The organism is Pseudomonas sp. AC112, assembly GCF_979253545.1.
This window is the reverse complement of record NZ_CEEDCM010000001.1, coordinates 2,517,301-2,544,114: the sequence shown is the minus strand read 5'-3', so window position 1 is coordinate 2,544,114 and position 26,814 is coordinate 2,517,301. Positions and strand designations below refer to the sequence as shown.

General features: G+C 61.2%; 23 protein-coding genes. 11 read left to right on the top strand and 12 right to left on the bottom strand.

What is annotated here, in order from left to right:
* The first annotated feature begins 35 nt into the window (after nt 1-35).
* Genes AC0IYN_RS11695 through AC0IYN_RS11685 form a run of 3 tightly spaced genes read left to right on the top strand, consistent with a single transcriptional unit; the run spans nt 36 to nt 4,833 of the window.
* Nucleotides 36-1,001 carry an HlyD family secretion protein gene (locus AC0IYN_RS11695; RefSeq protein ID WP_457239380.1) on the top strand — a complete coding sequence of 322 codons (966 nt, stop codon included), beginning with the start codon at nt 36-38 and terminating at the stop codon, nt 999-1,001.
* A complete protein-coding gene (gene rbbA, locus AC0IYN_RS11690) occupies nt 998-3,715 on the top strand; it encodes a ribosome-associated ATPase/putative transporter RbbA (protein ID WP_471841500.1) in 2,718 nt (905 codons plus the stop codon). Before AC0IYN_RS11695 ends, rbbA begins: the two co-directional genes overlap by 4 nt.
* Nucleotides 3,715-4,833: an ABC transporter permease gene (locus AC0IYN_RS11685; protein WP_078050651.1), complete on the top strand. Its 1,119-nt coding sequence runs from the start codon at nt 3,715-3,717 to the stop codon at nt 4,831-4,833. The genes rbbA and AC0IYN_RS11685 overlap by 1 nt, the downstream gene beginning before the upstream one ends.
* Before the next feature lie 19 nt (nt 4,834-4,852).
* Here AC0IYN_RS11685 and AC0IYN_RS11680 read toward each other — a convergent pair whose 3' ends face one another.
* Complete coding sequence (locus AC0IYN_RS11680; protein ID WP_015886451.1) at nt 4,853-5,260, bottom strand: flagellar basal body-associated protein FliL; 408 nt, start codon at nt 5,258-5,260, stop codon at nt 4,853-4,855.
* A gap of 150 nt (nt 5,261-5,410) precedes the next feature.
* Here AC0IYN_RS11680 and AC0IYN_RS11675 point away from each other — a divergent pair, with 150 nt between their 5' ends.
* Together AC0IYN_RS11675 and glpT are read left to right on the top strand one after the other, a co-directional pair.
* Nucleotides 5,411-6,388, top strand: a complete 978-nt coding sequence (locus AC0IYN_RS11675; RefSeq protein ID WP_471841497.1) for an NADPH:quinone oxidoreductase family protein — start codon at nt 5,411-5,413, stop codon at nt 6,386-6,388.
* Nucleotides 6,389-6,640: 252 nt separating this feature from the next.
* Entirely contained in the window at nt 6,641-7,978 is a 1,338-nt protein-coding gene (gene glpT, locus AC0IYN_RS11670) for a glycerol-3-phosphate transporter (protein WP_025857408.1), read from the top strand.
* Here glpT and AC0IYN_RS11665 read toward each other — a convergent pair.
* Both AC0IYN_RS11665 and AC0IYN_RS11660 read right to left on the bottom strand, forming a co-directional pair.
* Nucleotides 7,975-8,628, bottom strand: coding sequence for a gamma-glutamylcyclotransferase (locus AC0IYN_RS11665; RefSeq protein WP_099493183.1), 654 nt, complete (start codon nt 8,626-8,628; stop codon nt 7,975-7,977). The genes glpT and AC0IYN_RS11665 overlap by 4 nt on opposite strands.
* A 26-nt stretch (nt 8,629-8,654) precedes the next feature.
* A complete protein-coding gene (locus AC0IYN_RS11660; protein ID WP_457239376.1) occupies nt 8,655-11,042 on the bottom strand; it encodes a TonB-dependent receptor plug domain-containing protein in 2,388 nt (795 codons plus the stop codon).
* A 328-nt stretch (nt 11,043-11,370) separates the two neighbouring features.
* Between AC0IYN_RS11660 and AC0IYN_RS11655 the strand changes: the two genes are divergently transcribed.
* Nucleotides 11,371-11,853 carry a sn-glycerol-3-phosphate transporter gene (locus AC0IYN_RS11655; RefSeq protein WP_406599140.1) on the top strand — a complete coding sequence of 161 codons (483 nt, stop codon included), beginning with the start codon at nt 11,371-11,373 and terminating at the stop codon, nt 11,851-11,853.
* A gap of 106 nt (nt 11,854-11,959) precedes the next feature.
* On the opposite strand, the gene AC0IYN_RS11650 is transcribed toward AC0IYN_RS11655, so the two are convergent.
* The 5 genes from AC0IYN_RS11650 to AC0IYN_RS11630 form a co-directional block, all read right to left on the bottom strand.
* On the bottom strand, nt 11,960-12,928 hold the full coding sequence (locus tag AC0IYN_RS11650) for a CDP-6-deoxy-delta-3,4-glucoseen reductase (RefSeq protein WP_078050655.1): 969 nt from the start codon (nt 12,926-12,928) through the stop codon (nt 11,960-11,962).
* Nucleotides 12,928-14,394 (bottom strand): 4-hydroxy-3-polyprenylbenzoate decarboxylase, encoded by a 1,467-nt coding sequence (ubiD, locus tag AC0IYN_RS11645; RefSeq protein WP_003176824.1) that lies wholly within the window; start codon nt 14,392-14,394, stop codon nt 12,928-12,930. Before ubiD ends, AC0IYN_RS11650 begins: the two co-directional genes overlap by 1 nt.
* Before the next feature lie 156 nt (nt 14,395-14,550).
* Complete coding sequence (gene rho / locus AC0IYN_RS11640) at nt 14,551-15,810, bottom strand: transcription termination factor Rho (RefSeq protein WP_016973082.1); 1,260 nt, start codon at nt 15,808-15,810, stop codon at nt 14,551-14,553.
* Between the two features lie 234 nt (nt 15,811-16,044).
* Nucleotides 16,045-16,374, bottom strand: a complete 330-nt coding sequence (gene trxA, locus AC0IYN_RS11635; RefSeq protein ID WP_015886460.1) for a thioredoxin TrxA — start codon at nt 16,372-16,374, stop codon at nt 16,045-16,047.
* A gap of 121 nt (nt 16,375-16,495) precedes the next feature.
* Entirely contained in the window at nt 16,496-17,191 is a 696-nt protein-coding gene (locus tag AC0IYN_RS11630; protein ID WP_406599138.1) for a FadR/GntR family transcriptional regulator, read from the bottom strand.
* A gap of 255 nt (nt 17,192-17,446) precedes the next feature.
* Between AC0IYN_RS11630 and AC0IYN_RS11625 the strand changes: the two genes are divergently transcribed.
* The 4 genes from AC0IYN_RS11625 to AC0IYN_RS11610 are packed head-to-tail and all read left to right on the top strand — an operon-like array spanning nt 17,447 to nt 20,289.
* Nucleotides 17,447-18,232 carry a transporter substrate-binding domain-containing protein gene (locus tag AC0IYN_RS11625; RefSeq protein ID WP_406599137.1) on the top strand — a complete coding sequence of 262 codons (786 nt, stop codon included), beginning with the start codon at nt 17,447-17,449 and terminating at the stop codon, nt 18,230-18,232.
* Between the two features lie 17 nt (nt 18,233-18,249).
* Nucleotides 18,250-18,918 (top strand): amino acid ABC transporter permease, encoded by a 669-nt coding sequence (locus tag AC0IYN_RS11620; RefSeq protein WP_457267429.1) that lies wholly within the window; start codon nt 18,250-18,252, stop codon nt 18,916-18,918.
* Nucleotides 18,915-19,565 carry an amino acid ABC transporter permease gene (locus AC0IYN_RS11615; protein WP_046034889.1) on the top strand — a complete coding sequence of 217 codons (651 nt, stop codon included), beginning with the start codon at nt 18,915-18,917 and terminating at the stop codon, nt 19,563-19,565. The genes AC0IYN_RS11620 and AC0IYN_RS11615 overlap by 4 nt, the downstream gene beginning before the upstream one ends.
* Nucleotides 19,552-20,289 carry an amino acid ABC transporter ATP-binding protein gene (locus AC0IYN_RS11610; protein ID WP_065938032.1) on the top strand — a complete coding sequence of 246 codons (738 nt, stop codon included), beginning with the start codon at nt 19,552-19,554 and terminating at the stop codon, nt 20,287-20,289. Before AC0IYN_RS11615 ends, AC0IYN_RS11610 begins: the two co-directional genes overlap by 14 nt.
* Here the strand turns inward: AC0IYN_RS11610 and AC0IYN_RS11605 are convergent.
* The 4 genes from AC0IYN_RS11605 to AC0IYN_RS11590 form a co-directional block, all read right to left on the bottom strand.
* The gene (locus AC0IYN_RS11605) at nt 20,261-20,794 is read right to left on the bottom strand and encodes a DUF1120 domain-containing protein (RefSeq protein ID WP_457248447.1); all 534 of its coding nucleotides are present in this window, start codon (nt 20,792-20,794) and stop codon (nt 20,261-20,263) included. The two genes, AC0IYN_RS11610 and AC0IYN_RS11605, sit on opposite strands and share 29 nt — an antisense overlap.
* Nucleotides 20,784-23,285: a fimbria/pilus outer membrane usher protein gene (locus AC0IYN_RS11600; RefSeq protein WP_471841490.1), complete on the bottom strand. Its 2,502-nt coding sequence runs from the start codon at nt 23,283-23,285 to the stop codon at nt 20,784-20,786. Before AC0IYN_RS11600 ends, AC0IYN_RS11605 begins: the two co-directional genes overlap by 11 nt.
* Before the next feature lie 7 nt (nt 23,286-23,292).
* A complete protein-coding gene (locus AC0IYN_RS11595; RefSeq protein ID WP_406599149.1) occupies nt 23,293-23,982 on the bottom strand; it encodes a fimbria/pilus chaperone family protein in 690 nt (229 codons plus the stop codon).
* A 130-nt stretch (nt 23,983-24,112) separates the two neighbouring features.
* Nucleotides 24,113-24,772: a DUF1120 domain-containing protein gene (locus tag AC0IYN_RS11590; RefSeq protein WP_406599134.1), complete on the bottom strand. Its 660-nt coding sequence runs from the start codon at nt 24,770-24,772 to the stop codon at nt 24,113-24,115.
* 447 nt (nt 24,773-25,219) lie between these two features.
* Between AC0IYN_RS11590 and ppx the strand changes: the two genes are divergently transcribed.
* Nucleotides 25,220-26,722: an exopolyphosphatase gene (gene ppx, locus AC0IYN_RS11585; protein WP_090401544.1), complete on the top strand. Its 1,503-nt coding sequence runs from the start codon at nt 25,220-25,222 to the stop codon at nt 26,720-26,722.
* Nucleotides 26,723-26,814: the final 92 nt, after the last annotated feature.

Here is a 26,814-nt window from a genome sequence, read left to right as displayed (position 1 = left end):
TTCAAACTAGGACGCTAATGCCGCAGGAAGCAGCCATGTCAACGAATCACCGCACCTCCCGCCTTTTCGCCATCGCACTCATTGCCCTGTTGCTGGGTGCCGGCGGCTTCGGTTACTGGCGTTCCACCCAGGACCGCCTGCCCGAAGGCCTGAGCATGGGCAATGGCCGCCTGGAATCCACCGAAGTGCAGATCGCCGCCAAGATCCCCGGGCGCCTGGCCGACGTGCGCGTGGACGAAGGCGACAAGGTGCTCAAGGGCCAACTGCTCGCACGCATGGACACCCGCACCCTCGAAGCCCAGCGCGCGCAGGCCGAAGCCGAAGTGCTGCGCGCCAAGGAAAACTTCGCCGCCGCCGAAGCCAACGTCCAACTGCGCCAGAGCGAACAACTGTTGGCCAACCAGGAACTCAAGCGCACCCAGGAGCTGTACAAGCGTGGCTTCGCCAGCAGCCAACTGATTGATCAGCAGCAGGCACGGCAAAATACCGGCAATGCCGCTGTGATTGCCGCGCAAGCCCAGGTCAACTCCGTGAAGGCCGCCATCGGCGCCGCCGAGGCCCAAGTGGCTCAGCTCACCAGCGAGATCGATGACAGCAGCCTGCGCGCGCCCATCGACGGCATTATCCAGCTACGCCTGGCCGAGCCGGGTGAAGTGCTGGGCGCGGGCGGCCGTGTACTGCTGTTGATCGATCCCAATGATCAATACATGAACCTCTACCTGCCGGCCTCCGTCACCGGCCGCCTGACCGTCGGCAGCGATGCGCGCATCCTGCTCGACGCCCTGCCCGACCAGCCACTGCCGGCCAAGATCAGCTTTGTCGCGGCCAAATCCCAGTTCACGCCCAAGGAAGTGGAAACCCGCGACGAACGCCAGAAACTGGTGTTCCGCGTCAAACTGCGCCTGACCCAACCCAGCGCCGTGCCCCAGGCCAAGCCCGGCATGCCCGGCGCAGGCTATGTGCGCACGGCTGACATTGACTGGCCGGCCAACCTGCAATGACCGCCCTGGCGCTGCAGGCCACGGGGATCAACCACCGCTACGGCAAGCAGCAGGCCCTGGTCGACATCGCCTTCAGCTTGCCGGCCGGTACACGCTGCGGCTTGATTGGCCCGGATGGCGCGGGCAAGTCGAGCCTGTTGGGTTTGATCGCCGGGGTCAAAAAGCTCCAGGACGGCCAGTTGCAGGTGCTCGGCGGCGCCATTGATGACCGCCGCCACCGCAACAGCCTGTACCCACGCATTGCCTTTATGCCCCAGGGGTTGGGCGGCAACCTGTACCCCGAGCTGTCCATCAGCGAAAACATCCGTTTCTTTGCCACCCTGTTCGGCCTGTCAAAAGCCGATTGCGACCAGCGCATGCACAACCTGTTGCTGGCCACCGACCTCGCACGCTTTGCCGATCGCCCGGCCGGCAAGCTGTCCGGGGGGATGAAGCAGAAACTCGGCCTGTGCTGTGCGCTGATCCACGACCCGGACCTGTTGATCCTCGACGAGCCCACCACCGGCGTTGACCCGCTGTCACGCCGACGCTTCTGGGAACTGGTCGACAGCGTACGCAGCGAGCGCCCGCAACTGACGCTGCTGGTGGCCACGGCCTACATGGAAGAAGCCGAGCAGTTCGAACACTGCCTGATGCTCGATCGCGGCAAGCTGATTGCGGACGGCCTGAGCAGTGAACTGGCGGGCGCGACCTCCAGCGGCAAATTAGACGAGGCGTTTACCCACTTCCAGGGCGACAGCGCCCACGATAACCAACCGCTGGTGATCCCGCCCCGGGAAAGCGCCACCACTGATATCGCCATCGAAGCCCATGACCTGACCCTGCGTTTTGGCGACTTCACGGCGGTGAACAAGGTCAGCTTCGCCATTGGCCGAGGCGAGATCTTCGGTTTCCTCGGCTCCAACGGCTGCGGCAAGACCACCACCATGAAGGTGCTCACCGGGCTGATGCCGGCCACTGAAGGCAGTGCGAAGCTGCTGGGCAACCCGGTGAATGCCAAGGACTTGGCCACCCGTAAGCGTGTGGGCTTCATGTCGCAAAGTTTCTCGCTGTATGGCGAGCTCAGCGTGCGCCAGAACCTGGTGCTGCATGCGCAATTGTTCGACTTGCCCAAAGCCGACAGCGGTCCGCGCATTGATGAGCTGGTCCAGCGTTTCGACCTCGGTGACGTCGCCGAGCAACCCTCCGGCGAGCTGCCCCTCGGCCTGCGCCAGCGCTTGTCATTGGCGGTGGCGGTGCTGCACCGCCCGGAAGTGCTGATCCTCGACGAGCCCACGTCGGGCGTCGACCCGGCGGCGCGGGATGACTTCTGGCGGTTGCTGATCGAACTGTCCCGCGAACAAGGCGTGACCATCTTCCTGTCCACCCACTTCATGAACGAAGCCCAGCGCTGCGACCGCATTTCCCTGATGCACGCCGGCAAGGTGCTCGCCTGCGATACGCCAGACGCGCTGCAGCGGCAATTCCACGGCGACACCCTGGAAGCGGCGTTCGTCACCTGCCTGGAGCAGGCCCAGGGCGAAGCCGAACCCACCGCACCCGCCAACACCGTCAGCGACGCCAGCGCGGCGCCTGTGAGCAAACGCGGTTTCAGACCCACTCGCCTGTTGGCCGTGGCCAGCCGTGAAAGCAAGGAACTGCTGCGCGACAAAGTCCGCATGGCCTTCGCGCTGCTGGGTGCGATGTTCATGATGGTGATCTTCGGCTACGGCATTTCCCTGGATGTGGAAAACCTCGCCTTCGCGGTCTACGACCAGGACCAGACACCCCAAAGCCGCGCCTACCTGGAGGCCTTTCGCAGCTCCCGCTATTTCGCCGAGCAGTCGCCCATCCAGGACTCGAATGAACTGCACCGGCGCCTGCAACGTTCGGAAATCAAACTGGCCCTGGAGATCCCGCCCGGTTTTGGCCGTGATCTCTACGCCGGGCGCCAACCCACAGTGTCCGCGTGGCTCGATGGCGGCATGCCCTTTCGTGCGGAAACCAGCCGCAACTACGTCGAGGCCGTGCACCAGGACAACCTGGCACAACTGGCCGAGCTGAGCAGCCTACCCCGCGGCAACCCGGCGGCCGCCAAACTGGAAACACGCTTTCGCTACAACCAAGACGTGGTCAGCGTGAACGCCATCGGCCCCGGGGTGATGGCGCTGATCCTGGCGTTTATCCCGGCAATGCTCACCGCCCTCGGCATCGTGCGCGAGAAGGAACTGGGCTCGATCACCAACTTCTACGCCACACCGCTGACGCGCCTGGAGTTCCTGCTCGGCAAACAGGCGCCCTACCTGGCCGTGAGCCTGGTCAACCTGGCGGTATTGGTGGCGATGAACCGCTGGCTGTTCGGCGTGCCGTTCAAGGGCAGCGGCCTGACGCTGGCGTTCGGCGGCCTGCTCTATGTGCTGGCGACCACCAGCATGGGCCTGCTGATTTCGGCGTTCACCCGCACTCAGATCGCGGCGATCCTCGGCACCATGATCATCACCAGCCTGCCGACCATCCAGTTCTCCGGGCTGATCGTGCCGCGCTCCTCACTGGAAGGTGCGGCGGCCTTGATGGGCATGCTGTTTCCGGCCGGGCACTTCCTGGATATTGCCGTGGGCACGTTCACCAAGGCCCTGGACCTGCGCCAGTTGTGGCCGCAATGCCTGGCGCTGTTCGGGTTCTTCGTCGGGTTTACCGGGCTGAGCCTGATCATGCTCAAGAAGCAGGAGGCCTGATGCATAAGTTCGCACACATCCTGCGCCTGGGGATCAAGGAGCTGACCAGCCTGCGCCACGACAGCGTATTGCTGCTGTTTCTGTTCTACGCCTTCACCGTCGCCATCTATATGCCCGCCGCCGGTTCGGTGATCGGTGTGCACAACGCCAGCGTCGCGTTTGTCGATGAAGACCACAGTTCGCTGTCGCGCCAGATGGCTGAGGCGCTGCAGCCGCCCGAATTCCAGCCCCCGGCACCGCTGGCGTACGACCAATTGGACAAGGTCATGGACAGCGGCAAATACACCTTCGTGATCAATGTGCCGGCGAATTTCCAGGCCGACCTGCTGGCAGGGCGCCAGCCGGGCGTGCAGGTGAATGTGGATGCCACGGCGATGAGCCAGGCATTCATGGGCGCGGGCTACATCGGGCGGATTTTCCAGCGCGAACTGCTGACCTACAGCGGACAAGCCGATGTCGCCAGCCAGGCGCCCGCACTGCTCACCACTCGGGCGCTGTTCAACACCAACCTGGAAGGCGGCTGGTTTCTGGCGGTGATCCAGATCGTCAACAACATCACGATCCTCGCCATTATCCTCACCGGCACCGCACTGCTGCGCGAACGCGAGCACGGCACCCTCGACCACTTGCTGGTGCTGCCGCTGACTGCGCTGGAGATCATGCTGGCGAAAATCTGGAGCAACATGCTGGTGGTGGTGCTGTGCACTTGGCTGTCGCTGGAAGTGGTGGTCAAGGGTTTGCTCGGTGTGCCGCTGGCCGGGTCGCTGAGTTTGTTTTTGCTGGTGACGGCGCTGTACCTGTTTGCCAGCACCGCGCTGGGCATCTTCCTCGCCACCCTCGCCCGCTCGACGCCGCAGTTCGGCCTGCTGGCAATCCCGGTGATCATCCCGATGCTGCTGCTTTCGGGCGGCAGTACGCCGTTGGACAGCATGCCCGAGTGGTTGCAGTGGGTGATGCAGGGCTCGCCGTCGACGCATTTTGTGAGTTTAAGCGCGGCGATTCTGTTCCGCGATGCGGGCGTGAGCGTGGTGTGGCCGGACTTGCTGGCGCTGGCGGGGATTGGGTTGGTGTTCTTTGCAGTGGCACTGGCGCGGTTCAGGAAGAGCCTGGCTTCCTGAAACCGCACCCTATTGGTGATTACTGGATGATCAGGTTATTGAACAACAGGTCTTCCACCACCGGCTTGCCGGTCTCATCGTTCATCACTTGCTGGGTCTGCTTCAACGCTTCCTGGCGCAGCTTTTCCTTGCCTTCAACGGTGCTCATGGCTTCGTTGGTCTGCTGGGTGAACAACGCCACCAACTGGTTGCGGATCAATGGATCGTTGGCTTTGACCAGTGCTGCCGCCTCGGTGCCGGTCACGCGCAGGGCGATGTCGGCCTTGAACACCTTGAGTTTCGCGGTGCCGTCCAGACCATAGTTGCCCACGAACGGCGGGCTCAGGCTGATGTAGCTGACCTTCGGCGCCTCGCCTTCTTTGGCTTCTTCGGCCTGGGCTGCCATCGGCAACGTCAGGGCCAGCATCAACAGGATCCACGCTTTCACAGTTCATTCCTCACATTCGGTTGCCGGGTAGCATAACGCTAGCAAGGCAGAGCACAAGCTTATGGCGGCTTATCAGGCCCGGGCATGCTCGTTGACCCACGGGCGTACCCTCCTACACTTATCGGCCACGACGCCAAAAGGAATAGTCCGATGAAAGCTGTGCTGTGCAAAGCCTTCGGCCCCGCCGAAACCCTGGTGCTGGAAGAGATTGCCAGCCCGGCGATCAAGAAGAACGAAATCCTGCTGGACGTGCATGCTGCCGGGGTCAACTTCCCGGACACGCTGATCATCGAGGGCAAGTACCAGTTCAAACCGCCCTTCCCATTCTCGCCGGGTGGCGAAGCGGCGGGCGTGGTCAGTGAAGTGGGGGAAAAGGTCAGCCATTTGAAAGTCGGTGACCGGGTCATGGCGCTGACCGGCTGGGGCAGCTTTGCCGAGCAGGTCGCGGTGCCGGGCTATAACGTGCTGCCGATCCCACCGAGCATGGACTTCAACACCGCCGCCGCCTTCAGCATGACCTACGGCACCTCCATGCACGCGCTGAAACAACGCGCCCACCTGCAACCCGGCGAAACCCTGCTGGTCCTCGGCGCGTCTGGTGGCGTGGGCCTGGCCGCCGTGGAAATCGGCAAGGCCATGGGCGCACGGGTAATCGCCGCCGCCAGCAGCGCCGACAAACTCGCGGTGGCCAAGGCCGCCGGCGCCGATGAGCTGATCAACTACAGCGAATCCAGCCTGAAAGACGAGATCAAGCGCCTCACCGACGGCAACGGCGCCGATGTGATCTACGACCCGGTGGGTGGCGACCTGTTTGACCAGGCTATTCGCGCCATCGCCTGGAACGGCCGCCTGCTGGTGGTGGGGTTTGCCAGCGGGCGCATCCCGGAACTGCCGGTGAACCTGGCACTGCTCAAGGGGGCGGCGGTGGTCGGCGTGTTCTGGGGCTCGTTCGCCCAGCGCCAGCCGCAGGACAATGCGGCGAACTTCCAGCAATTGTTCACGTGGTACGGTGAAGGCAAGCTCAAGCCGCTGGTATCGCAGGTGTATCCACTGGAACAAGCCGCCCAGGCGATCAATGACCTGGGGCAGCGTAAGGCTGTGGGCAAGGTCGTTGTCCAGACTCGCTGACCTTCCCCTGTAGGAGCCGGCTCGCCGGCGATGACCTCCGAAAGATCACCTCTACCTTTCGGGCCTCATCGCCAGCAAGCCGGCTCCGACAGGTTTATTCACGACCACCATTTATCTATTCGCGACATGTTCATAAGAGAACATGCAATAGCGCTCATTTCCTGTGTTTGCAGATAAGAGGCGATGCTATTTTCGGTAACGAAACTGTAACATTCGCATCCGCAGTCAAAACAAGAAATTTGGAGCTCTTGAATGTTTGCTTTCTTTCGACCTGCCGCACACCAGGCGCCCCTGCCTGAAGAAAAAATAGACAGCACCTACCGACGCCTGCGCTGGCAGATCTTCGCCGGTATTTTCTTCGGCTACGCCGGTTACTACCTGCTGCGCAAAAACTTCTCCCTGGCCATGCCCTACTTGATCGACGAGGGTTACACCCGTGGCGAATTGGGCCTGGCGATGTCGGCCATCGCGATTGCCTACGGCCTGTCCAAGTTCCTCATGGGCCTGGTGTCCGACCGCTCCAACCCACGCTACTTCCTGCCCTTCGGCCTGCTGGTTTCCGCCGGGGTGATGTTCATTTTCGGTTTCGCACCTTGGGCGACGTCCAGCGTGACCATGATGTTCATTTTGCTGTTCATCAACGGCTGGGCCCAGGGCATGGGCTGGCCACCGAGCGGACGCACCATGGTGCATTGGTGGTCGCAGAAGGAACGCGGCGGCGTGGTGTCGGTGTGGAACGTGGCACACAACGTCGGCGGCGGCCTGATCGGTCCGCTGTTCCTGCTCGGCATGGCCTGGTTCAACGACTGGCATGCCGCGTTCTATGTACCGGCCACCGTGGCCTTGCTGGTGGCGGCGTTTGCCTTCATCACCATGCGCGACACCCCGCAATCGGTGGGCCTGCCGCCTATCGAGCAGTACAAGAACGACTACCCGGAAGGCTACGACGCCAGCCACGAAGACGAATTCAGCGCCAAGGAAATCTTCGTCAAGTACGTGCTGCGCAACAAAATGCTGTGGTACATCGCCTTCGCCAACGTGTTTGTCTACCTGCTGCGCTACGGCGTGCTGGACTGGGCACCGACCTACCTGAAGGAAGCCAAGCACTTCACGGTGGATAAATCGTCGTGGGCGTACTTCTTCTATGAGTGGGCCGGTATTCCGGGCACGCTGCTGTGCGGCTGGATGTCGGACAAGATCTTCCGTGGCAACCGTGGCCTGACCGGCATCGTGTTCATGGCGTTGGTGACCGTGGCGACCCTGGTGTACTGGCTCAACCCGCCGGGCAACCCAATGATCGACATGATCGCGTTGTTCTCGATCGGCTTCCTGATCTACGGCCCGGTGATGCTGATCGGCCTGCAGGCGCTGGAGTTGGCGCCGAAGAAAGCTGCGGGTACGGCTGCGGGCTTTACTGGCCTGTTCGGTTACCTGGGTGGTTCGGTGGCAGCCAGTGCGGCCATGGGCTACACCGTGGACCATTTCGGCTGGGACGGTGGTTTCGTGCTGCTGATCGGTGCGTGCCTGCTGGCGATCGCCTTCCTGATCCCAACGCTGTGGCACACCAACAGCGTCAGCTCGGCGCGTTAACCGCCTGGGCAATCCTTTGCACAGCGCTTGAGCCGCGCCTCCAGATTCTTGTCTGGCATGGCGTGGCTACGCAGGGCGTTGACGGTCTGCTCGACATAATCGCGAGTGGTGCCGTAACGCCCGCAAGCGCTTTGCAGCACATGGTTCAGCACAATGTCGGGCAAGTTACCGGCGTAGCTGGGCAAGTGCCGCTCCAAGACAAACCCCAACGCCTGCACCGTAGTGCCATCTTCCAGGCGGCAGCTGAGCCAGTGTGGCCGGTAGGAAGGGTAAGGCATCTCGCGTTGCCATAAAGCATAAAGCGAGGCCTCCAGCTGATCCTCCGGCAAGCGGTAGGCGAACCCGCTGCAAGAGCCACCGCGATCCAGGCCAAAGACCAACCCTGGCAACTCCGGCGTACCCCGATGCTCGTGGGACCAGAGGTACAGGCCCCGGTGATAACCGTGAACCCGTGCCCGCCGCCGCTCGGTGGACGAGCATTCAGGGCGCCAGATCAGCGAACCATAAGCGAAAAGCCAGACCGGCCCACCCTTATGCTGGGCCATGGTGGCCTGCATCGAGCTCATCAACTGTTCGTGAGTGAGTTGCGGCCCAAGATCGAGCCGCGGAGGGTAAGCCAATTGCAAAAGATCGGATTCAATAACGGTCATGGCGGATCGCTTAGGTCTCCTGTGCTTTACCAGTTATAGGCAACTTTACCGTAATAGAACGCGCCGCTGTAACCGTACGGCGAAAAAGTGCTATAGGCCAAATTGCCACCACTGCTGGCAAAGGCATTGACCTTCTCCGGGTATTTATCGGTGACGTTGTCGCCGCCGAGGGTGAAGGTCCAATTCTTCAACTTGTAGTCCGCCGACAAGTCCAGCACCCACGCAGCCTTGAAGGTCTGGTCGTTGACCTTGGTTGCCTGGTAGCTGGTGAATTCACCATAGCGCACCAGGTTGCTGTGCAGCGCCCAATTGCCAAACGTGAAGTCGTTACCCAGGCTCAGCTTGTGCTCGGGCGTGGTATCGCCCAGCAAGCCGCTTTTCTCGCGACGGTCCACCCGCAGCAGGTTCACACCCAGGCTGTCGAGGACCGCCGGGTTGGCTTTCACGTCGGTGACTTTGGTGTGGTTGTAGTTGTAGCCCACGGTGCTGTTCCAACGAATGCCGTTGTCGAACTGGTAGCGATAGTTGGCCACGAGGTCGACGCCATCGGTGCTGGTATCGGTGGCATTGGTGAAGTAGCGGGCGCTGGTGTAGTTGATGTTGCCCACCCCGTTGGCTTGCAGGTAGGCAATCGCCGCCGGGTTGAGATTGAGGTTTGACGACAGGCTGATGCGGTCACGGATGTCGATGCGGTACACATCGACGGTCACGGTCAGGTCATCGGCAGGTTCCAGCACCAGGCCGAGGCTGTAGTTGCGTGATTTTTCCGCCTTGAGGTCTTCGGCGCCGAGCAAGCGAGCCACCTGACTGTTGGCCGGGAAGGTGCCCGCTTCCTGGATGGTACTGCCGATCAGCTGCGATGAGGTGTAGGCAAAATTCTGCTGGGCCAGGGACGGCGCGCGGAAGCCATTGGAGATACTGCCGCGCAGGGCCACTTGCGGGGTGAAGTCGTAGCGGGCCGACAACGAGCCACTGACGTTGGAGCCAAAGTCACTGTAGTCCTCATGGCGCACGGCGGCCGAGGCACTGAGTTTCTCGGTGAAGTTGGTTTCCAGGTCCAGGTACTGGGCCCAGTTGTGTCGCGTGCTGGTGCCGGCATCGGCATCGCGGAAGCCGCCCAGGCCCGAGCTGCCGGTCTGGTAGTAGGACGCCGGCTCCCCGGCTTCAATTTCATAGCCCTGGTGCAGGTATTCGCCGCCAAAGGCCACGGAAACCGGGTACGGCAGGAAGCCCACGTCGAACTCACGGGACAGGTCCAGGCTGACTTGCTTCTGGTCATTGCTCAGGGTGCCGTTGTCGAACTTGCGCGGCGTGGCCAGGCCCAGGGAGGTGTTGATGGTTTCGGTGCTCAGCTCGTACTGATTCTTGCCGTAGTTGGCCGACAGGTCGTAATGCCAGTCGTAGGCCAGCAACCCACGCAGGCCCACCACCAGCGAGGTGTCTTCCAGGTTGCCCTTGATCAGCGGCAGGTAGCCGTTGGGATTGAGCGCCGGGATGTTGTTGGAAGCGTTGCTCGCCCGGTAGAACGCCGCCGTCTCGCCGCGCCGCTTGCTGTAGCCACCGAAGGTGTAGAACTCGGCCGCATCGTTGAAGGCATATTCCGAGTTGAACTGGAACTTGCCTTCATTGGTAGCCGGCTCGCCCTGACGGAACACGCGCTGGCCGTAGGTAGTGGAGCCGATACTGGCCGGGCGGTAATCATCGCCGGCGCGGTTGGTGTAGTCATTGTCAGCGCCCTCGGCCGACAGGTTGATAAAGCCATTGTCGCCCAACGCCAGGCCGGTATTGCCGCTGACATTACGCTGGATACCGTCGCCCTTCTTGTATTCGCCAAACTTGGTGGAGATCGAGCCGCCATGGTCGGCATGCTTGAGGATCACGTTGATCACCCCGGCAATCGCATCGGAGCCATAGCGGGCGGAGGCGCCGTCGCGCAGCACTTCGATATGGTCCACCGCCGACAGCGGAATCGCGTTCAAGTCCGCCGGGGCAGAGCCACGGCCCACCGCCCCACCAAGGTTGACGAATGCACTGGTGTGGCGACGCTTGCCATTGACCAGCACCAGCACCTGATCCGGCGACAGGCCGCGCAACTGCGCGGGGCGCACCAGTTCGGCACCGTCCACCAGGCTTGGGCGTGGGAAGTTGATCGATGGAATCAGCCGCGCCAACACCGCCCCCAACTCATCGGAGCCGGTACTGCGCAGGGTATCGCCAGAAATCACATCGATGGGTGACAGCGATGCACTGGCGGTGCGCTCTTGGGCGCGGGTGCCGGTGACGATCACGGTGTCGAGCTTGGGTGCATCGGTGGCGGTCGTTTCGGCCGCGAAGACTGGATTGAAACCCACGGCGGTCAGCAAATTGGCCGACAAAATCGCCGTGTACAGCGCGTGTTGCTTGTAGCTCCCCATACCGCTCCCCTTGGATTCAAAACCCAGAACCTCGTGCTCTGGGTTCATACGATCGATCCGGCTGGCGGGCGGTGGCGGTCAGTTGTTGGTGGTTGTGAATGAGTCGGTAGTCCGTTGTGATATAGCTTAATGATATTTATGTAACAAATTAAATACCTTTAAAGCATAAGCGAATGCATAAGCAAACCCGTCCATTCGTCAGGATTGCGTGGGCCAATTTCGCTACTTTCAGCCCCGGTTCAGCCTGGGAGCGCGCCAAGCCGTCAAAATGGCGCACCGTTCACGACCCACCTAGCCGCCTACCAAACCGACTATCGAGGTCGCACCCATGAAGAAATTCCGACTGCCTGGCCTGCTGTTCCTGGCCCAGGCCACCACTGCCCTGGCGGGCGAAGCGCCAGCGACTGAAGACGACAAAGGCTTCTGGTACGCGCAGACCAGCGTCTACACCCGGCACTTCGCGCCCGACCCGGAGCACAACAACAACCAGGACCTGCTCGGCCTGGAGCGCAATGAAGCATCCGGGTTCGTGTACGGCGGGGCGACGTTCCGCAACTCGTTCCGCCAGCGCTCGTACTACGCCTATGCGGGCAAGCGCTATGACATGGCCGACTATCCGGTGTATTTGAAGCTGACGGGCGGGGCGATCCAGGGCTATCGCGGCAAATACCGCGACAAGATTCCGTTGAACCGTTTTGGCGTGGCGCCGGTGATCATTCCGTCGGTGGGCACGCATTACGGGCCGGTGGCGGCGGAGTTGGTGTTGCTGGGGTTCAATGCGGCAATGGTGACGACCGGCGTACGGTTCTAGAACTGTCCCTGTAGGAGCCGGCTTGCCGGCAATGAGGCCAGTGGGAATTGCGCAACTCGTCAGGACGCAATCGCCGGCAAGCCGGCTCCTACAGAGGGGCTCGGCGTCAGGGACGTGGGGCGTAGGCAAACACGTCGGCGCGCATCTGATGTGCATCCATGCCGGCGTCGACCAGTGCGTCCAGGGTGCCATAGATCATCGCCGGTGAGCCGCTGGCGTAGACGTGCACCGACTTGAGGTCGCTGATGTCTTCGCACACTGCTTCATGCAGCAACCCGCAGCGCCCTTCCCAGCCGCACAGGTCGCTGACGACCTTGTGCAGGAACAGGTTGGGCAGTTGCAGCCACTGGTCCCAGTGTTCGATCTCGTAGAAATCTTCCGGGCGACGCACGCCCCAGTACAGGTGCACCGGGTGCTTGAAGCCGGAGGCGCGGCAATGTTCGATCAGGCTGTGCATCTGCGCCATGCCGGTGCCAGCAGCGATCAACACCAGCGGCCCATCCGGCAGCTCGGCCAGGTGGGTGTCGCCAAATGGCAGCTCGACGCGGGCCATCTGGTTGCGCTGCAGTTGCTCCAGCAGGCTGCGTGCGCTGTCTTCACGCACCAGCACATGCAGCTCCAGCTCGCGCCCGGCATGGGGTGCCGAGGCCAGGGAGAATGCCGACTTCTCGCCGTTCTCGCGCTCGATCATCAGGTACTGACCGGCGTGGTAACGCACCGCCTTGCCGGCCGGCGCGCGCAGGCGCACACGCCACACATCGCCACCGACCTCTACGCATTCACTCAATTGGCACGACAATTTGCGCAACGGCAACTCTCCCGGCGCCAGCACGCCATCCCACAACACCACGCAATCTTCCAGCGGTTCGGCGATGCAGGTGTAGAACTCACCATGGTCACGCACTTCACCGGCTTGCTGCACCCGGCCCTCCACCAGCAGCGCGGCGCACACATGGCAAACGCCATTGCGACAGGCCTGGGGGCATTCGTAGCCCAGGCGGCGCGCGCCTTCGAGGATTCGCTCGCCAGGGACCAGCTCCAGCACGGCGCCGGAAGGTTGCAGGGTTACACGCATCAATCTATTCCCAATTCTTTCCAGATCGCATCGACACGGGCGGTGACGGCTTCATCCTTGACGATCACCCGGCCCCACTCGCGGGTGGTTTCACCCGGCCATTTGTGGGTAGCGTCCAGGCCCATCTTCGAGCCCAGGCCCGACACCGGCGAGGCGAAGTCGAGGTAGTCGATCGGCGTGTTGTCGATCATCACCGTGTCACGCTTGGGGTCCATGCGCGTGGTGATGGCCCAGATCACGTCGTTCCAGTCGCGGGCGTTGATGTCGTCGTCGGTGACGATAACGAACTTGGTGTACATGAACTGTCGCAAAAACGACCACACACCGAGCATTACCCGCTTGGCATGGCCGGGGTACGACTTTTTCATGGTCACGATGGCCATGCGGTACGAGCAGCCTTCGGGCGGCAGGTAGAAGTCGGTGATCTCCGGGAACTGCTTCTGCAGGATCGGCACGAACACTTCGTTGAGCGCCACGCCGAGAATCGCCGGCTCATCCGGTGGACGGCCAGTGTAGGTGCTGTGGTAGATCGGCTTGATCCGATGGGTGATGCGTTCGACGGTGAACACCGGGAAACTGTCGACTTCGTTGTAGTAGCCGGTGTGGTCGCCGTAGGGGCCTTCATCGGCCATTTCGCCCGGATGAATCACACCCTCAAGGATGATCTCGGCGGTGGCGGGCACTTGCAGGTCGTTGCCACGGCATTTCACCAGTTCGGTGCGGTTACCGCGCAGCAGGCCGGCGAAGGCGTATTCGGACAGGCTGTCAGGCACCGGAGTCACGGCACCGAGGATGGTAGCCGGGTCGGCCCCCAGGGCCACCGAGACCGGGAACGGCTTACCGGGGTGTTTTTCGCACCACTCGCGAAAGTCCAGCGCGCCGCCACGGTGGCTCAGCCAGCGCATGATCACCTTGTTGCGGCCGATCACTTGCTGGCGGTAGATACCGAGGTTCTGGCGGTCCTTGTTCGGGCCCTTGGTGACGGTCAGGCCCCAAGTGATCAGCGGGCCGACATCGCCGGGCCAGCAAGTCTGCACAGGCAGCATGGCGAGGTCGACATCATCGCCCTCGATGACCACCTCTTGGCACACCGCGTCCTTGACCACCTTGGGGGCCATGGCAATGATCTTGCGGAAGATGGGCAGCTTCGACCAGGCATCCTTGAGTCCCTTGGGCGGCTCGGGCTCCTTGAGGAAGGCCAGCAGCTTGCCGATCTCGCGCAGTTCGCTGACCGACTCGGCGCCCATGCCAAAGGCCACGCGCTCGGGGGTACCGAACAGGTTGCCGAGCACCGGGATATCAAAGCCGGTCGGGTTCTCGAACAGCAGCGCCGGGCCCTTGTTGCGTAGGGTACGGTCGCAAATCTCAGTCATTTCCAGCACCGGGGAAATCGGCATCTGGATACGTTTCAACTCTCCGCGCTGCTCAAGTTGCTGCACGAAATCCCGAAGATCCTTGAATTTCATTAACCATGCCACCCGTAAAATAGGCGTACATCCTACCTGCTATGACGGCGGCTGGCAGCTTATCGCGGTGCATTTGGGTGCCAACGGCGCTTAAAAAGCAGGCGAAAAAAAATGGCGCCCCTGGGGGCGCCATTCTTTCGGACCTGAAACGTCGTATTACTTACGCTTCATCGACAGGAAGAACTCGTCGTTGGTCTTGGTGGTTTTCAGCTTGTCGACCAGGAACTCGATGGCAGCGACTTCATCCATCGGGTGCAGCAGCTTGCGCAGGATCCACATGCGCTGCAGTTCGTCGTCGGCGGTCAGCAACTCTTCGCGGCGGGTGCCGGAGCGGTTGATGTTGATGGCCGGGAATACGCGTTTTTCCGCGATGCGACGGTCCAGGGGCAGTTCCATGTTGCCCGTACCCTTGAACTCTTCGTAGATCACTTCGTCCATCTTCGAACCGGTTTCAACCAGTGCGGTGGCGATAATGGTCAGCGAGCCGCCTTCTTCGATGTTCCGCGCGGCGCCGAAGAAACGCTTCGGTTTCTCCAGGGCGTGGGCATCGACACCACCGGTCAGTACCTTGCCGGAGCTCGGGATCACGGTGTTGTAGGCACGGGCCAGACGGGTGATGGAGTCGAGCAGGATCACCACGTCTTTCTTGTGTTCGACCAGGCGCTTGGCCTTCTCGATCACCATTTCGGCAACCTGCACGTGGCGGGTTGGCGGCTCATCGAACGTCGAGGCAACCACTTCGCCGCGCACGGTGCGCTGCATTTCGGTCACTTCTTCCGGACGTTCATCGATCAGCAATACGATCAGGTGAACCTCAGGGTTGTTACGTGCGATGTTCGCTGCAATGTTCTGCAGCATGATGGTCTTACCGGCTTTCGGCGGTGCGACGATCAGGCCGCGCTGGCCTTTGCCGATCGGGGCGCACAGGTCGATCACACGACCGGTCAAGTCTTCGGTGGAACCGTTGCCGGCTTCCATCTTCATGCGCACGGTCGGGAACAGCGGGGTCAGGTTCTCGAAGAGAATCTTGTTTTTCGCGTTCTCGGGACGATCGAAGTTGATCGTGTCGACCTTGAGCAGGGCGAAATAACGCTCGCCTTCCTTTGGAGGTCGGATTTTGCCAACGATGGTGTCACCGGTGCGCAAGTTGAAGCGACGGATCTGGCTCGGCGAGACGTAGATATCGTCTGGGCCGGCAAGATAGGAGGCGTCAGCAGAGCGGAGGAAGCCGAAGCCGTCCTGGAGAATCTCCAGCACGCCATCACCGGAGATTTCCTCGCCGCTTTTCGCGTGCTTTTTCAGCAGGGAGAAAATCACGTCCTGCTTGCGCGAACGGGCCATATTTTCTATGCCCATTTCTTCGGCCAGCTGGAGCAGGTCGGTAATCGGCTTTTGCTTGAGTTCAGTCAGATTCATATAGGAATGACGTAATCATTTATGGAGGGGGGAAATTAAGCTTTTGGCTTAATGAGGCCGCGCCGCGGAGAAGGCGACAGGATCGCGTACTAATCGAAAAGGAGTGCGTCGGCGACGGCATGCAGGGGGCAGTGGAGAAACCAGTGCGGGGCCGAATGTACCACCTGAGTTTCGGAGCGTCTAGCCCTGTTTCACGAAAAAGCCCCGCTATTTGCGGGGCTTTTTTGACGACGCTTAGATGTTCGCGTCGAGGAAAGCTTGCAGCTGAGACTTCGACAGCGCGCCCACCTTGGTGGCTTCGACGTTGCCGTTCTTGAACAGCATCAGGGTCGGAATACCACGCACGCCGTGCTTGGCCGGGGTTTCCTGATTGTCGTCGATGTTCAGTTTGGCAATGGTCAGCTTGCCTTCGTAGGTGGTCGCAATGTCGTCCAGGACTGGAGCGATCATTTTGCAAGGGCCACACCATTCAGCCCAGTAGTCAACCAGCACCGGGCCAGCAGCCTTGAGTACTTCGGCCTCAAAGGTCGCGTCGGTGACGTGCTTGATAAGATCGTTGCTCATGGATGTCTCCGGAATGTAAGCAAAAAAAACGTGGCCCATCATAGCCGCCCTTCCCCCGTTCAGGAAGCCGCCGCTGATTGAGTCTTGCTATGAAGGCGCATGAGTTTGGGTATAGCCCACCTCAGGGTGTTACGGGAGTCGCAAAGGCGATGCCGGTGCGCAACGCCGCATTGCGCACGTGTTCCTGCATGGTTTTCTGCGCCGCTGCACTGGCACGCCGCGCCAGGGCGCGCAGGATCCTGCGGTGCTCCTGCCAGGTTTCCATGGCTCGCTCCGGCCGGATGAACGGTAGCTTCTGGCTCTCCAGAAACACCTCGGCACTCGCGCTGAGGATACTCACCATCGCTTGATTACCGCTGGCGAGCAGGATGCGCTGGTGAAATTCGAAGTCCAGCCGGGCAGCGGCTTCGAAGTCGCCCGCCTTGAGCACCTTGCGCATGGCCTCGACATTATCTTCCAGGCTGTCCAGCTCATCGATAGTCAATGTGACCGCCGCCAACCCCGCCGCGAACCCTTCCAAGGCATAACGCAGTTGGAAGATATCCAGTGGCGTGGCCTGAGCCGCAAAGGGCCAGGCAAACCCCGGCGCTTCCTCCGTGGCCTGCACGAACACGCCCTTGCCGGGCTGCACACTGACCACACCCAGCGCGCTGAGGGACGACAATGCCTCGCGCAATGAGGCCCGGCTCACCCCCAACTGCACCGCCAGGTCGCGTTGGGACGGCAGTGCATCGCCCGGCCCGAAGCCTTGCTCCTTGATCAGTTTGCGGATGGCCTGCAGGGCCGCTTCCGGTACGGCTTGGGCGATGGAATTCATAAAAAACTCAAGGTTGCGGTCAACGGACCCGCTAGTTGTAAAGCTATTCGCAGCTGGCGGCAAGCCACGCCCCAAAGGGGCTCGCGGGGTTTTGTCGGCGCTCGAAAAGGGTGCGAAACGTCTGCGAACTGTTCAGACCAGTCCGACCACTAAAACGCAATAGATCCCTGGCTTTCAGGCGTTATTGAGCGTGATGGCATGGGCTGTGCACTGAGCAAATCCAGAAAATTCCTTCGCCCTTCTCGGAGAGTTGCCATGACCAAGCGCTACAGCGCCCTGCTTACTGCCCTGTTTGCCAGCCTGATGCTGAGCCAGGCACCCGCCCAGGCCAATGGTCTGGACGACATCATTGCCCGTGGCACGCTCAAGGTCGCCGTGCCCCAGGACTTCCCGCCGTTCGGTTCGGTCGGCCCTGACATGAAGCCACGCGGCCTCGACATCGATACTGCCAAGCTGCTGGCCGACCAACTCAAGGTCAAGCTGGAACTCACCCCCGTCAACAGCACCAACCGTATTCCGTTCCTCACCACCGGCAAGGTCGACCTGGTGATCTCCAGCCTGGGCAAGAACGCCGAGCGCGAGAAAGTCATCGACTTCTCCAAGGCCTATGCACCGTTCTACCTGGCCGTGTTCGGCCCGCCTGAAGCGGCCATCAGTAGCACCGACGACCTCAAGGGCAAGACGATCAGCGTGACCCGTGGCGCCATCGAAGACATCGAGCTGACCGCCGTTGCCCCCAAGGAAGCCACGATCAAGCGCTTCGAAGACAACAACTCGACCATCGCCGCCTACCTGGCCGGCCAGGTCGACCTGATCGCCAGCGGCAACGTGGTGATGGTCGCGATCAGCGAACGCAACCCGAAACGCGTCCCGGCGCTGAAAGTGAAGCTCAAGGACTCGCCGGTGTACGTGGGCGTGAACAAGAACGAGCCGGCGCTGCTGGAGAAGGTCAACCAGATCCTGGTCGCGGCCAAGGCCGATGGCAGCCTGGAAAAGAACGCACTGCAATGGCTGAAAGAGCCGCTGCCCGCCGATCTGTGAAGCGACGGAGCTGACTCATGGCGTATCAATTTGACTTTGTACCGGTACTGGCCAACACCGACCTGCTGTTGCGCGGCGCGCTGTTCACCCTGGAGCTGACGGCCATCGGCGCTATCCTCGGCGTGGCGCTGGGCACCGCCGGCGCCGTGGTGCGGGCGTGGAAGATCCAGCCATTCGCTTGGTTCTTTGGCGTATATGTCGAGTTGATCCGCAACACGCCATTCCTGGTGCAGTTGTTCTTCATCTTCTTCGGCCTGCCGTCCCTGGGGCTGAAGATCACCGAGTGGCAAGCTGCCGTGCTGGCGATGGTGATCAACCTGGGCGCCTACTCCACGGAGATCATCCGCGCCGGCATCCAGGCCATTCCGCGCGGGCAGCTGGAAGCCGCCGCCGCTCTGGCCATGACGCGCTTCGAAGCCTTCCGCCACGTGGTGCTGCTACCGGCGCTGGGCAAGGTGTGGCCGGCCCTGAGCAGCCAGATCATCATCGTGATGCTCGGTTCGGCGGTGTGCTCGCAGATCGCCACCGAGGAGTTGAGCTTTGCCGCCAACTTTATCCAGTCGCGCAATTTCCGTGCATTCGAAACCTATGCCCTGACCACCCTGGTGTACCTGTGCATGGCGTTGATGATTCGCCAGTTGCTCAACTGGATTGGCCGCCGCTTCGTGATGAGGAACAGCCGATGAGTGACTTCTCCTTCTGGGACATCGTGCGCAACCTGGCCACAGGCCTGCAATGGACGCTGTTGCTTTCACTGGTGGCGTTTGTCGGTGGCGGGGTGATCGGCTTGCTGGTGATGACGATGCGCATCAGCCGCAAAGCCTTCCCGCGCAATGTCGCCCGCACCTACATTGAGCTGTTCCAGGGCACGCCGCTGTTGATGCAGCTGTTCCTGGTGTTTTTCGGCATTGCCCTGCTCGGTGTGGACATCTCGCCCTGGCTGGCAGCCGCCATTGCCCTGACCCTGTTTACCAGCGCCTACCTCGCCGAAATCTGGCGCGGCTGCGTCGACTCCATCGCTCACGGGCAATGGGAAGCCTCGGCCAGCCTTGCACTTAACCCGCTTGAGCAACTGCGCTACGTGATCCTGCCCCAAGCGCTGCGGATTGCCGTCGCGCCCACCGTGGGGTTTTCGGTGCAGGTGGTCAAAGGTACCGCCGTGACCTCGATCATCGGCTTTACCGAACTGACCAAGACCGGCGGCATGCTCGCCAACGCGACCTTCGAGCCCTTCATGGTCTACGGCCTGGTGGCCCTTGGTTACTTTTTGCTCTGCTACCCCTTGTCCCTCAGTGCGCGCTACCTGGAAAGGAGACTGCATGCCTCTGCTTAGAATTTCCGCCCTGCATAAGTATTACGGCGATCACCATGTACTCAAGGGCATCGACCTGACCGTTGAAGAAGGCCAGGTGGTGGCGATCATCGGCCGCAGCGGTTCGGGCAAGTCCACATTGCTGCGCACCCTCAACGGCCTGGAGTCGATCAACGACGGCGTGATCGAAGTCGATGGCGAATACCTCGACGCCGCCCGCGCCGACCTGCGCAGCCTGCGACAGAAAGTCGGCATGGTGTTCCAGCAGTTCAACCTGTTCCCGCACCTGACCGTCGGTGAAAACGTCATGCTCGCGCCGCAAGTGGTGCAGAAAGTGCCAAAGGCCAAGGCCGCCCAATTGGCCAGGCAAATGCTTGAGCGTGTGGGGCTGGGCGAGAAGTTCGACGCCTTCCCTGATCGCCTGTCCGGCGGCCAGCAACAACGCGTGGCCATCGCACGCGCCCTGGCGATGTCGCCCAAGGTGTTGCTGTGCGATGAAATCACCTCGGCCCTCGACCCCGAGCTGGTCAACGAAGTGCTCAGCGTGGTGCGCCAACTGGCCAAGGACGGCATGACCCTGATCATGGTGACCCACGAAATGCGCTTCGCCCGGGAAGTCGGCGACAAGCTGGTGTTCATGCACCAGGGCAAGGTGCATGAAGTGGGCGACCCCAAGGTGCTGTTCGCCAACCCGCAAACCCCCGAGTTCGCCAATTTCATCGGCTCCGTGGAGCAGCCGGACTGACCAGCTCGAAACTGCCCTGCCCCTCCAGCACTGCTTGATTGCGAACATGCAGCGCGTCAGCGGGCAGGTTGGTATCAATTTCTACCTGTGCGCTCAACCGCTGGCCCGCCCCTCGTGCCACCAGGACCTGGCCTGGCAATAACTGCCCGCTGGCGGTCTCAGCGGGCAAGTGTGCCTGCGTCCACTCGACAGCACGCCCATCCATCAGGGCATGCTTGAGGGTCAGGTTGAAGCGCCCCTGACGGCCAAACCGAAAACCTTGCCCATTGGCTGCGCCGGTAAATCTCAATGCGATGACCGAAGGCTCCTCACACAGTACGTTCAGTTGCACCCTGCGCGTGCTGAGCGCTATTGAGAGGGGTTCAACAAGGGCCTCCCTGCTAATAACGCCATAGTCGACGCGCGGCTGGCTTACGGACACCCGGCAGTTTTGCGCCTGTGCTCCCTCAGCCATCCACACAACGCAGAGCAATGCGAAGCCCACGCTTTTCAAATTAACGGCCATGGCACACCGCCGAACGTGTCTCATAGAACCTGTCATTGTCGGCCTTCGACTCAGGGATAAGGTTGAGCAGGCAAGAAGAAGAGTCCGGCATTAAGACCCGCAGTATCTGGGCGTCATTGGCGTCGTTGAGGAAAATCATGCCATCACCCACCACACTGGTCAGGAACCGATTGTTCTTGTCCAAAACCGAAGCACCCTGAGGCACCGGCCGCCCTTGTTGGTCGCTGGCACTCAGCAGCACACGGCGCACCGTCACGACGTCGAAGGCCACGGTATTGACGGAGCCCCGGCCTGCTGCAAGCACTTGGGTGCCGTTCTTCAAGTCGACCCGTTTTGGCAAGGACTGGGTCTGCACCTCGATGCGGCTGTTGGTGTAGGCAGGCAGATTCGCGAGCACCGCCTGCCCAGTGAAGTCGGTCCACACCGGACCCTGTGGGGTTTCGACTTTTGCAGCGCCAATGTCACCCACCGAGACGATGCCAAACGTGTCCTGTACGGCATAAGGCGAAAAGGTCAAGCCACCCTGGTGCGCCACTATTCCACCCTGCACCTGCCCTGAATAGGTGGTGCCCTGCGGATCACGACTGACACCCAGCCCGGCGCGGGCATACCTTGGCAGCACGTCCACATTGGCTCGGATCGATTGCTCCCGATGGCTTAGATCGCGTTCGACACCCACCTCATAATTCACGTACTCATTGACCCGCTCACTCAATGCACTACCTGCTCGGGACTGGCCCCCTTGGCGACTGATATAGCTGCTCACGCGCCGATCAGCCCCCAAGGGCACACGGACCTGCAGCCGCACGGACAGCTTATCCTCCTGAGCCGAATCACGGCGGCGATCGTCACGCGGGGTATCACGGCGAGCCTGCGTGCCGCCCACCTGCGAGTCACCGATCAGCGCGATGTCGGCATAGCGGTATGACTTGTTCCACGCCGCAAACACATGCTCGGTCATGTGCCCGTCGAATTGAGCGCTGCGGGTGTAACCCACCGAAAAGCCCCCAAGCGTGGGGTCGACCCAGCTCATGCCCGCCGTATATTGATTCTTGAAGCGAGAGTCCAGACCCTCGGCCCTGGATGAACGCCCGGCTTCAAGCACCTCACGATAACCACGGGTCTGAGTGGTTGCGCTCAGGCTGACATCGATATCGGCAACCACCGGGCTGCTCACGGACACGCTGCTACGTGACCCGGAGCGTGCATCACGACTGTCACGGGACAAGTTGTGACGCGCACCTACGGAGACGCGCTGGAAAAACACGCTGCTCAGCGTGCCGCCAGACGACCAGTATTCATCAGTGCTCAACAGGCCAAAGCCCGCAGACGAGTCACGTCCCAGTCCCCAAGTGCCACTGCCCATGGCGACCACGGGCGACGGCCCGCTCTCGGATACGTTGTCCCGCACCTTGCCAAGGGAAAAGTAGTAACCGGGAGCCGCGGGTGCGGCGCCGGCGAACGATGCCGCCGGGACCACAAAACTGCGCTTGGCACCCCGTACATCGATGACGCTGACGTCCAGGTCGCTGGTGCCATTGAGCAAAGGCAGACCTGTCAGCCGGAAGGGGCCTTCAGGCACCAACGTGCTGTGAATCAACACGCCGGACTGGCGCACTTCAATCCGCGATTGGCTCTGGGCCAAGCCCTCCACCACCGCATTGTTACTGCCCGCCGGCACCCGCGACTGGCCGTCAGGAGAAAACTGCACGCCCGACAGTTGGAGACCACCGAACAACGGGTTGTTAGTGGAGATCTGCCCTACCTGGAAGGTGGACTGCAGCGCAGCAATGTCTCGCTGGGCGTAGGCATAGAGGTGTTCGCCACGGGTGTCTCCATTGTCAGCGACATAGAACTGGCGACTGCGCACAATCCAATCGCCCAGGTTAAAGCCTGCCTCGGTATAAGCCGACACGAATCGACCGGACCCACTGCGCGAATGGCTGTCAAAACCCAGCACGTCATAGTTGAACAGGGCCGCCGCGCCGCCGTGGGCAAAATTTCCTGCCTCCCAGTGCGGCTCGCGAAACGACTGGGTCGGCACTACCAGTGCCACCTCATCCATACCGGGTCGCAATCGCACCATCGTCGTCGGGAACGCACCGAGGAAGTCGTGGCAGGCGTCATCGACGGGAGTGCCTTCACGGACGATCTCAGGCGGCTGCACCAACCCGGCTTTCTCCAACAACCCCGGGGTGAAACACAACTGGCCTTGCGCGTCGAACCGCGCATCCACCAACCCGAGCGGATTGCCATTGACCCGGAGCCCCACCACCTGGGTGCCCTCGCGGAAACGCGCCGCAGTGCGAAAGTAGTCCGAGACCTTGGGGTCGATACCGTAGGTGGTCAGTGCCGCAACGTCGAAACCCTCCCCCAACTCCAGCGCAGAGACCAGGCCAGGCAAACTCCACAACGTCGCAAACCCCATGAGCAACGAGGGTCGGCGCGACCAGCAAGAAGCTGAAAGGCTTCTATTCGACAAGTTAGCCATGCGCCGATCAACTCCCTTCGGTAGTGATCGGGGCTCGGTAGTGGTCTACCGAATAACCGTAGACCGTGGCCGGCTGTATCTCGACCTCGGCCAAGCCGCCCAGGCTGCCCTCAACCTGTGCCGTCAGCACCTCCCCCGGCAAAATGTAGGTACGCGGCAAAGTGGCCAAGGCTTTTTGGGGCAGTAGCAGCACGTCCGGCGTGAGGCGCACCACATAGGCGCTGTCGTTATGAACGGTCAGACGCTCCCCCGACCGGCTCCACTTCAACAACTCCCAAGGCGAATCATGCCGAGGCAGGCCTTTGGGATGCAGGATCAGCGGCAGGTTCTGTCGAACAGTGATACCAATGGTCGCACCCGTTCCGGCCCGCGCCTGCGGGATACCCTCAAAGGACACGCGCTTCAAGCGCTGGGTCTTCAACGGTTCCTTCAAGGTGGCAATGAAACGCACTAATTGGGTTTCACCCGCATCCACCCGCGTGATGGGAGGTGTCACTATCAATAAGGGCTCCACGTCCTCGGGCACGTTCTCCACGACCGAGTGAAGAAGAGCCGGCCCCGCATCGGTATTCCTGATGTTTATCGTGGCCTCGCCCTGCTCTTCATAAAGAATGACCACCGAAGTCTCCGGCAGCATCCCGTCCGCCGTGGCAACTTCGACGAAACATAGACACAGACTTACACCTAACATTCGCACTTTATTTATGACTGAAAGACTGCGCACTCAAGGTTCCCCGCAAAGCATGAGGCTAGCTATTACAGCCAAGCGCCCCGATGAAACAGCCGATCAAAAACATTCGCCATTTGATCGGCTGTCGTTGAATCGCTTAGAGGTAAACCAATGTAAGCGTGGCGCGCCCATCAAGAATGACATCGCGATTTAGCGTCAAGTCTTGAGCCTTATTGATAACCGCTCTAACAGCGATAGTCCCGCTCATCTGGGAGAGTGACGCCGGGACAAGGGCTACACCACTGCGCCAGGAATATTGACTTGGCTGCCTTGCGACTTTGCCATCACTGTTCTGCCAGGCACCGACGTTGGTACCACGCGTAATAAGAGAAAGCGTTGTACCTGGCGACTGCAGGCTTTTAAGCGTGATCGCGTAACCACCCGTGTTTTTACCTGCGACCGTGCCCAAGCCAAAGTTGTGAGTGTCGCTATGACCTTGGTTAAGCGCACTCAGGATGCCCGTCACCCTGCTGGTCGACTGCAGGTCGTTAAATGTCAGCCCGAACGGGGTGTAGCCTGTGCCGCAATTGATCGTCACGGGCGTGGTCATTTCCCGCAGCGGTGTGTAGGCCGTCTGGGATAACGAACTCGAGAGAATATCCCCGTAATTGATATTGCCCCCTCCGGTCATGCTGAGGTTGCAAGAAGCGGGTTTGATCGTGCCCCTGACGCTCAACTCGGCAACCGTTGTTGCCTGTGCACCAATAGCCGCAACCAGGCAAGCGATACCGAGAGTCAATCCAACAATTTTTTTCATGTTCGACCTGTCACTTAAAGTTAGCAGGCGCATTTATTTCTGTTTTGAATAACTAACCATAAATAAATAACGCCACGGCACAATTGCCGAGTGACAGTCTGTCTTGTCGATGCCCAATTAAAGAATAAGACAACACCTCAATTACTGTCGGAGGCATATAAACAAGCTGTCGGCGGTGCGCTTCTCGGCAGTAGTCCTGAATCAGACATCAAAAAGAAAACCGACACTGAATTTGTAGGCAAAATCATAATCACCCCTCCAACAGTGCAAAGTTATATATTCCTACAGACCTCGGATACATCGCTAACAGAAGCGCGAAAGCGCAACCTACATATCCCACAGGAATTACCTACAGACCACCTCAGGGAAATTCCCCAAGCACTACGCGTTGGCGTCAGCGGTCGATCGTGGCACGATGGTCAGGTTATCGACCGAGACCCCCAAACCATGCCGCAATCCCAAGCCAAGAATCTGTCCCTGATCGCCGCCATCGACCTGGGCTCCAACAGCTTTCACATGGTCGTGGCCAAGGCCCAGAACGGTGAAATCCGCATCCTTGAGCGACTTGGCGAGAAGGTGCAACTGGCTGCCGGGATCGACGACGAGCGCCAGCTCAATGAAGAATCCATGCAGCGCGGGCTCGATTGCCTGAAGCGGTTTGCCCAACTGATCAACGGCATGCCCCTGGGCGCCGTTCGAATCGTCGGCACCAACGCGTTGCGCGAAGCCCGCAACCGTGGCGAATTCATCCGCCGCGCCGAGGAGATCCTTGGGCACCCGGTGGAAGTCATCTCCGGTCGTGAAGAGGCACGTCTTATCTATCTGGGCGTGTCCCACACCCTGGCCGACACCCCCGGCAAACGCCTGGTCGCCGACATCGGCGGCGGCAGTACCGAATTCATCATCGGCCAGCGCTTCGAACCGCTGCTGCGCGAAAGCCTGCAGATGGGCTGCGTCAGCTACACCCAGCGCTATTTCAAGGACGGCAAGATCACTCCGGCGCGCTACGCCCAGGCCTACACGGCGGCGCGGCTGGAGATCATGAGCATCGAGCACGCCCTGCACCGGCTGACCTGGGATGAAGCCATCGGCTCGTCCGGCACCATTCGCGCCATCGGCCTGGCCCTGAAGGCTGGCGGCCATGGCACCGGCGAAGTCAACGCCGAAGGCCTGGCGTGGCTCAAGCGCAAACTGTTCAAGCTGGGGGACGCCGAGAAAATCGACTTCGACGGTATCAAGCCGGACCGTCGCACGATCTTCCCGGCGGGCCTGGCCATTCTCGAAGCGATCTTCGACGCCCTCGAACTGCAACGCATGGACCACTGCGACGGCGCCCTGCGCGAAGGCGTGCTCTACGACCTGTTGGGCCGCCATCACCACGAAGACGTGCGTGAGCGCACGCTCACCTCGTTGATGGAGCGCTACCACGTCGACCTGGAACAAGCCGCCCGTGTCGAGCGCAAAGCCCTGCACGCCTTCGACCAGGTGGCCGAGGACTGGGATCTGGAAGACGGCGTCTGGCGCGAACTGCTGGGCTGGGCCGCCAAGGTGCACGAAGTAGGCCTGGACATCGCCCACTATCATTACCACAAGCACGGCGCCTACCTGATCGAGCATTCGGACTTGGCCGGCTTCTCCCGCGAGGACCAGCAAATGCTCGCCCTGCTGGTGCGCGGCCATCGCCGTAACATCCCCAAGGACAAGTTCGCTGAATTCGGCGACGAAGGCATCAAGCTGATTCGCCTGTGCGTGTTGCTGCGCTTTGCGATCCTGTTCCACCACATCCGTGGCACCCAGGAGATGCCCCAGGTGACCCTGCGCGCCAACGGCGACAGCCTGGACGTGGTGTTCCCGAAAGGCTGGCTGGATGAGAACCAACTGACCCAGGCGGATTTTGGCCAGGAAGCCGAGTGGCTGACGCGAGTGGGGTTCAGCCTGAACCTGCGCTGATCCGCCTCTCCCTGTAGGAGCCGGCTTGCCGGCGATGGCGGCCTCACGCCTAGCGGTGACTGCACTGACGTCATCGCCGGCAAGCCGGCTCC

Coding starts and splice junctions, on each gene's coding strand:
- AC0IYN_RS11695 (WP_457239380.1), top strand. CDS start 36: ATGTCAACGAATCACCGCACCTCCCGCCTTTTCGCCATCGCACTCATT.
- rbbA (WP_471841500.1), top strand. CDS start 998: ATGACCGCCCTGGCGCTGCAGGCCACGGGGATCAACCACCGCTACGGC.
- AC0IYN_RS11685 (WP_078050651.1), top strand. CDS start 3,715: ATGCATAAGTTCGCACACATCCTGCGCCTGGGGATCAAGGAGCTGACC.
- AC0IYN_RS11675 (WP_471841497.1), top strand. CDS start 5,411: ATGAAAGCTGTGCTGTGCAAAGCCTTCGGCCCCGCCGAAACCCTGGTG.
- glpT (WP_025857408.1), top strand. CDS start 6,641: ATGTTTGCTTTCTTTCGACCTGCCGCACACCAGGCGCCCCTGCCTGAA.
- AC0IYN_RS11665 (WP_099493183.1), bottom strand. CDS start 8,628: ATGACCGTTATTGAATCCGATCTTTTGCAATTGGCTTACCCTCCGCGG.
- AC0IYN_RS11660 (WP_457239376.1), bottom strand. CDS start 11,042: ATGGGGAGCTACAAGCAACACGCGCTGTACACGGCGATTTTGTCGGCC.
- AC0IYN_RS11655 (WP_406599140.1), top strand. CDS start 11,371: ATGAAGAAATTCCGACTGCCTGGCCTGCTGTTCCTGGCCCAGGCCACC.
- AC0IYN_RS11650 (WP_078050655.1), bottom strand. CDS start 12,928: ATGCGTGTAACCCTGCAACCTTCCGGCGCCGTGCTGGAGCTGGTCCCT.
- ubiD (WP_003176824.1), bottom strand. CDS start 14,394: ATGAAATTCAAGGATCTTCGGGATTTCGTGCAGCAACTTGAGCAGCGC.
- rho (WP_016973082.1), bottom strand. CDS start 15,810: ATGAATCTGACTGAACTCAAGCAAAAGCCGATTACCGACCTGCTCCAG.
- trxA (WP_015886460.1), bottom strand. CDS start 16,374: ATGAGCAACGATCTTATCAAGCACGTCACCGACGCGACCTTTGAGGCC.
- AC0IYN_RS11630 (WP_406599138.1), bottom strand. CDS start 17,191: ATGAATTCCATCGCCCAAGCCGTACCGGAAGCGGCCCTGCAGGCCATC.
- AC0IYN_RS11625 (WP_406599137.1), top strand. CDS start 17,447: ATGACCAAGCGCTACAGCGCCCTGCTTACTGCCCTGTTTGCCAGCCTG.
- AC0IYN_RS11620 (WP_457267429.1), top strand. CDS start 18,250: ATGGCGTATCAATTTGACTTTGTACCGGTACTGGCCAACACCGACCTG.
- AC0IYN_RS11615 (WP_046034889.1), top strand. CDS start 18,915: ATGAGTGACTTCTCCTTCTGGGACATCGTGCGCAACCTGGCCACAGGC.
- AC0IYN_RS11610 (WP_065938032.1), top strand. CDS start 19,552: ATGCCTCTGCTTAGAATTTCCGCCCTGCATAAGTATTACGGCGATCAC.
- AC0IYN_RS11605 (WP_457248447.1), bottom strand. CDS start 20,794: ATGGCCGTTAATTTGAAAAGCGTGGGCTTCGCATTGCTCTGCGTTGTG.
- AC0IYN_RS11600 (WP_471841490.1), bottom strand. CDS start 23,285: ATGGCTAACTTGTCGAATAGAAGCCTTTCAGCTTCTTGCTGGTCGCGC.
- AC0IYN_RS11590 (WP_406599134.1), bottom strand. CDS start 24,772: ATGAAAAAAATTGTTGGATTGACTCTCGGTATCGCTTGCCTGGTTGCG.
- ppx (WP_090401544.1), top strand. CDS start 25,220: ATGCCGCAATCCCAAGCCAAGAATCTGTCCCTGATCGCCGCCATCGAC.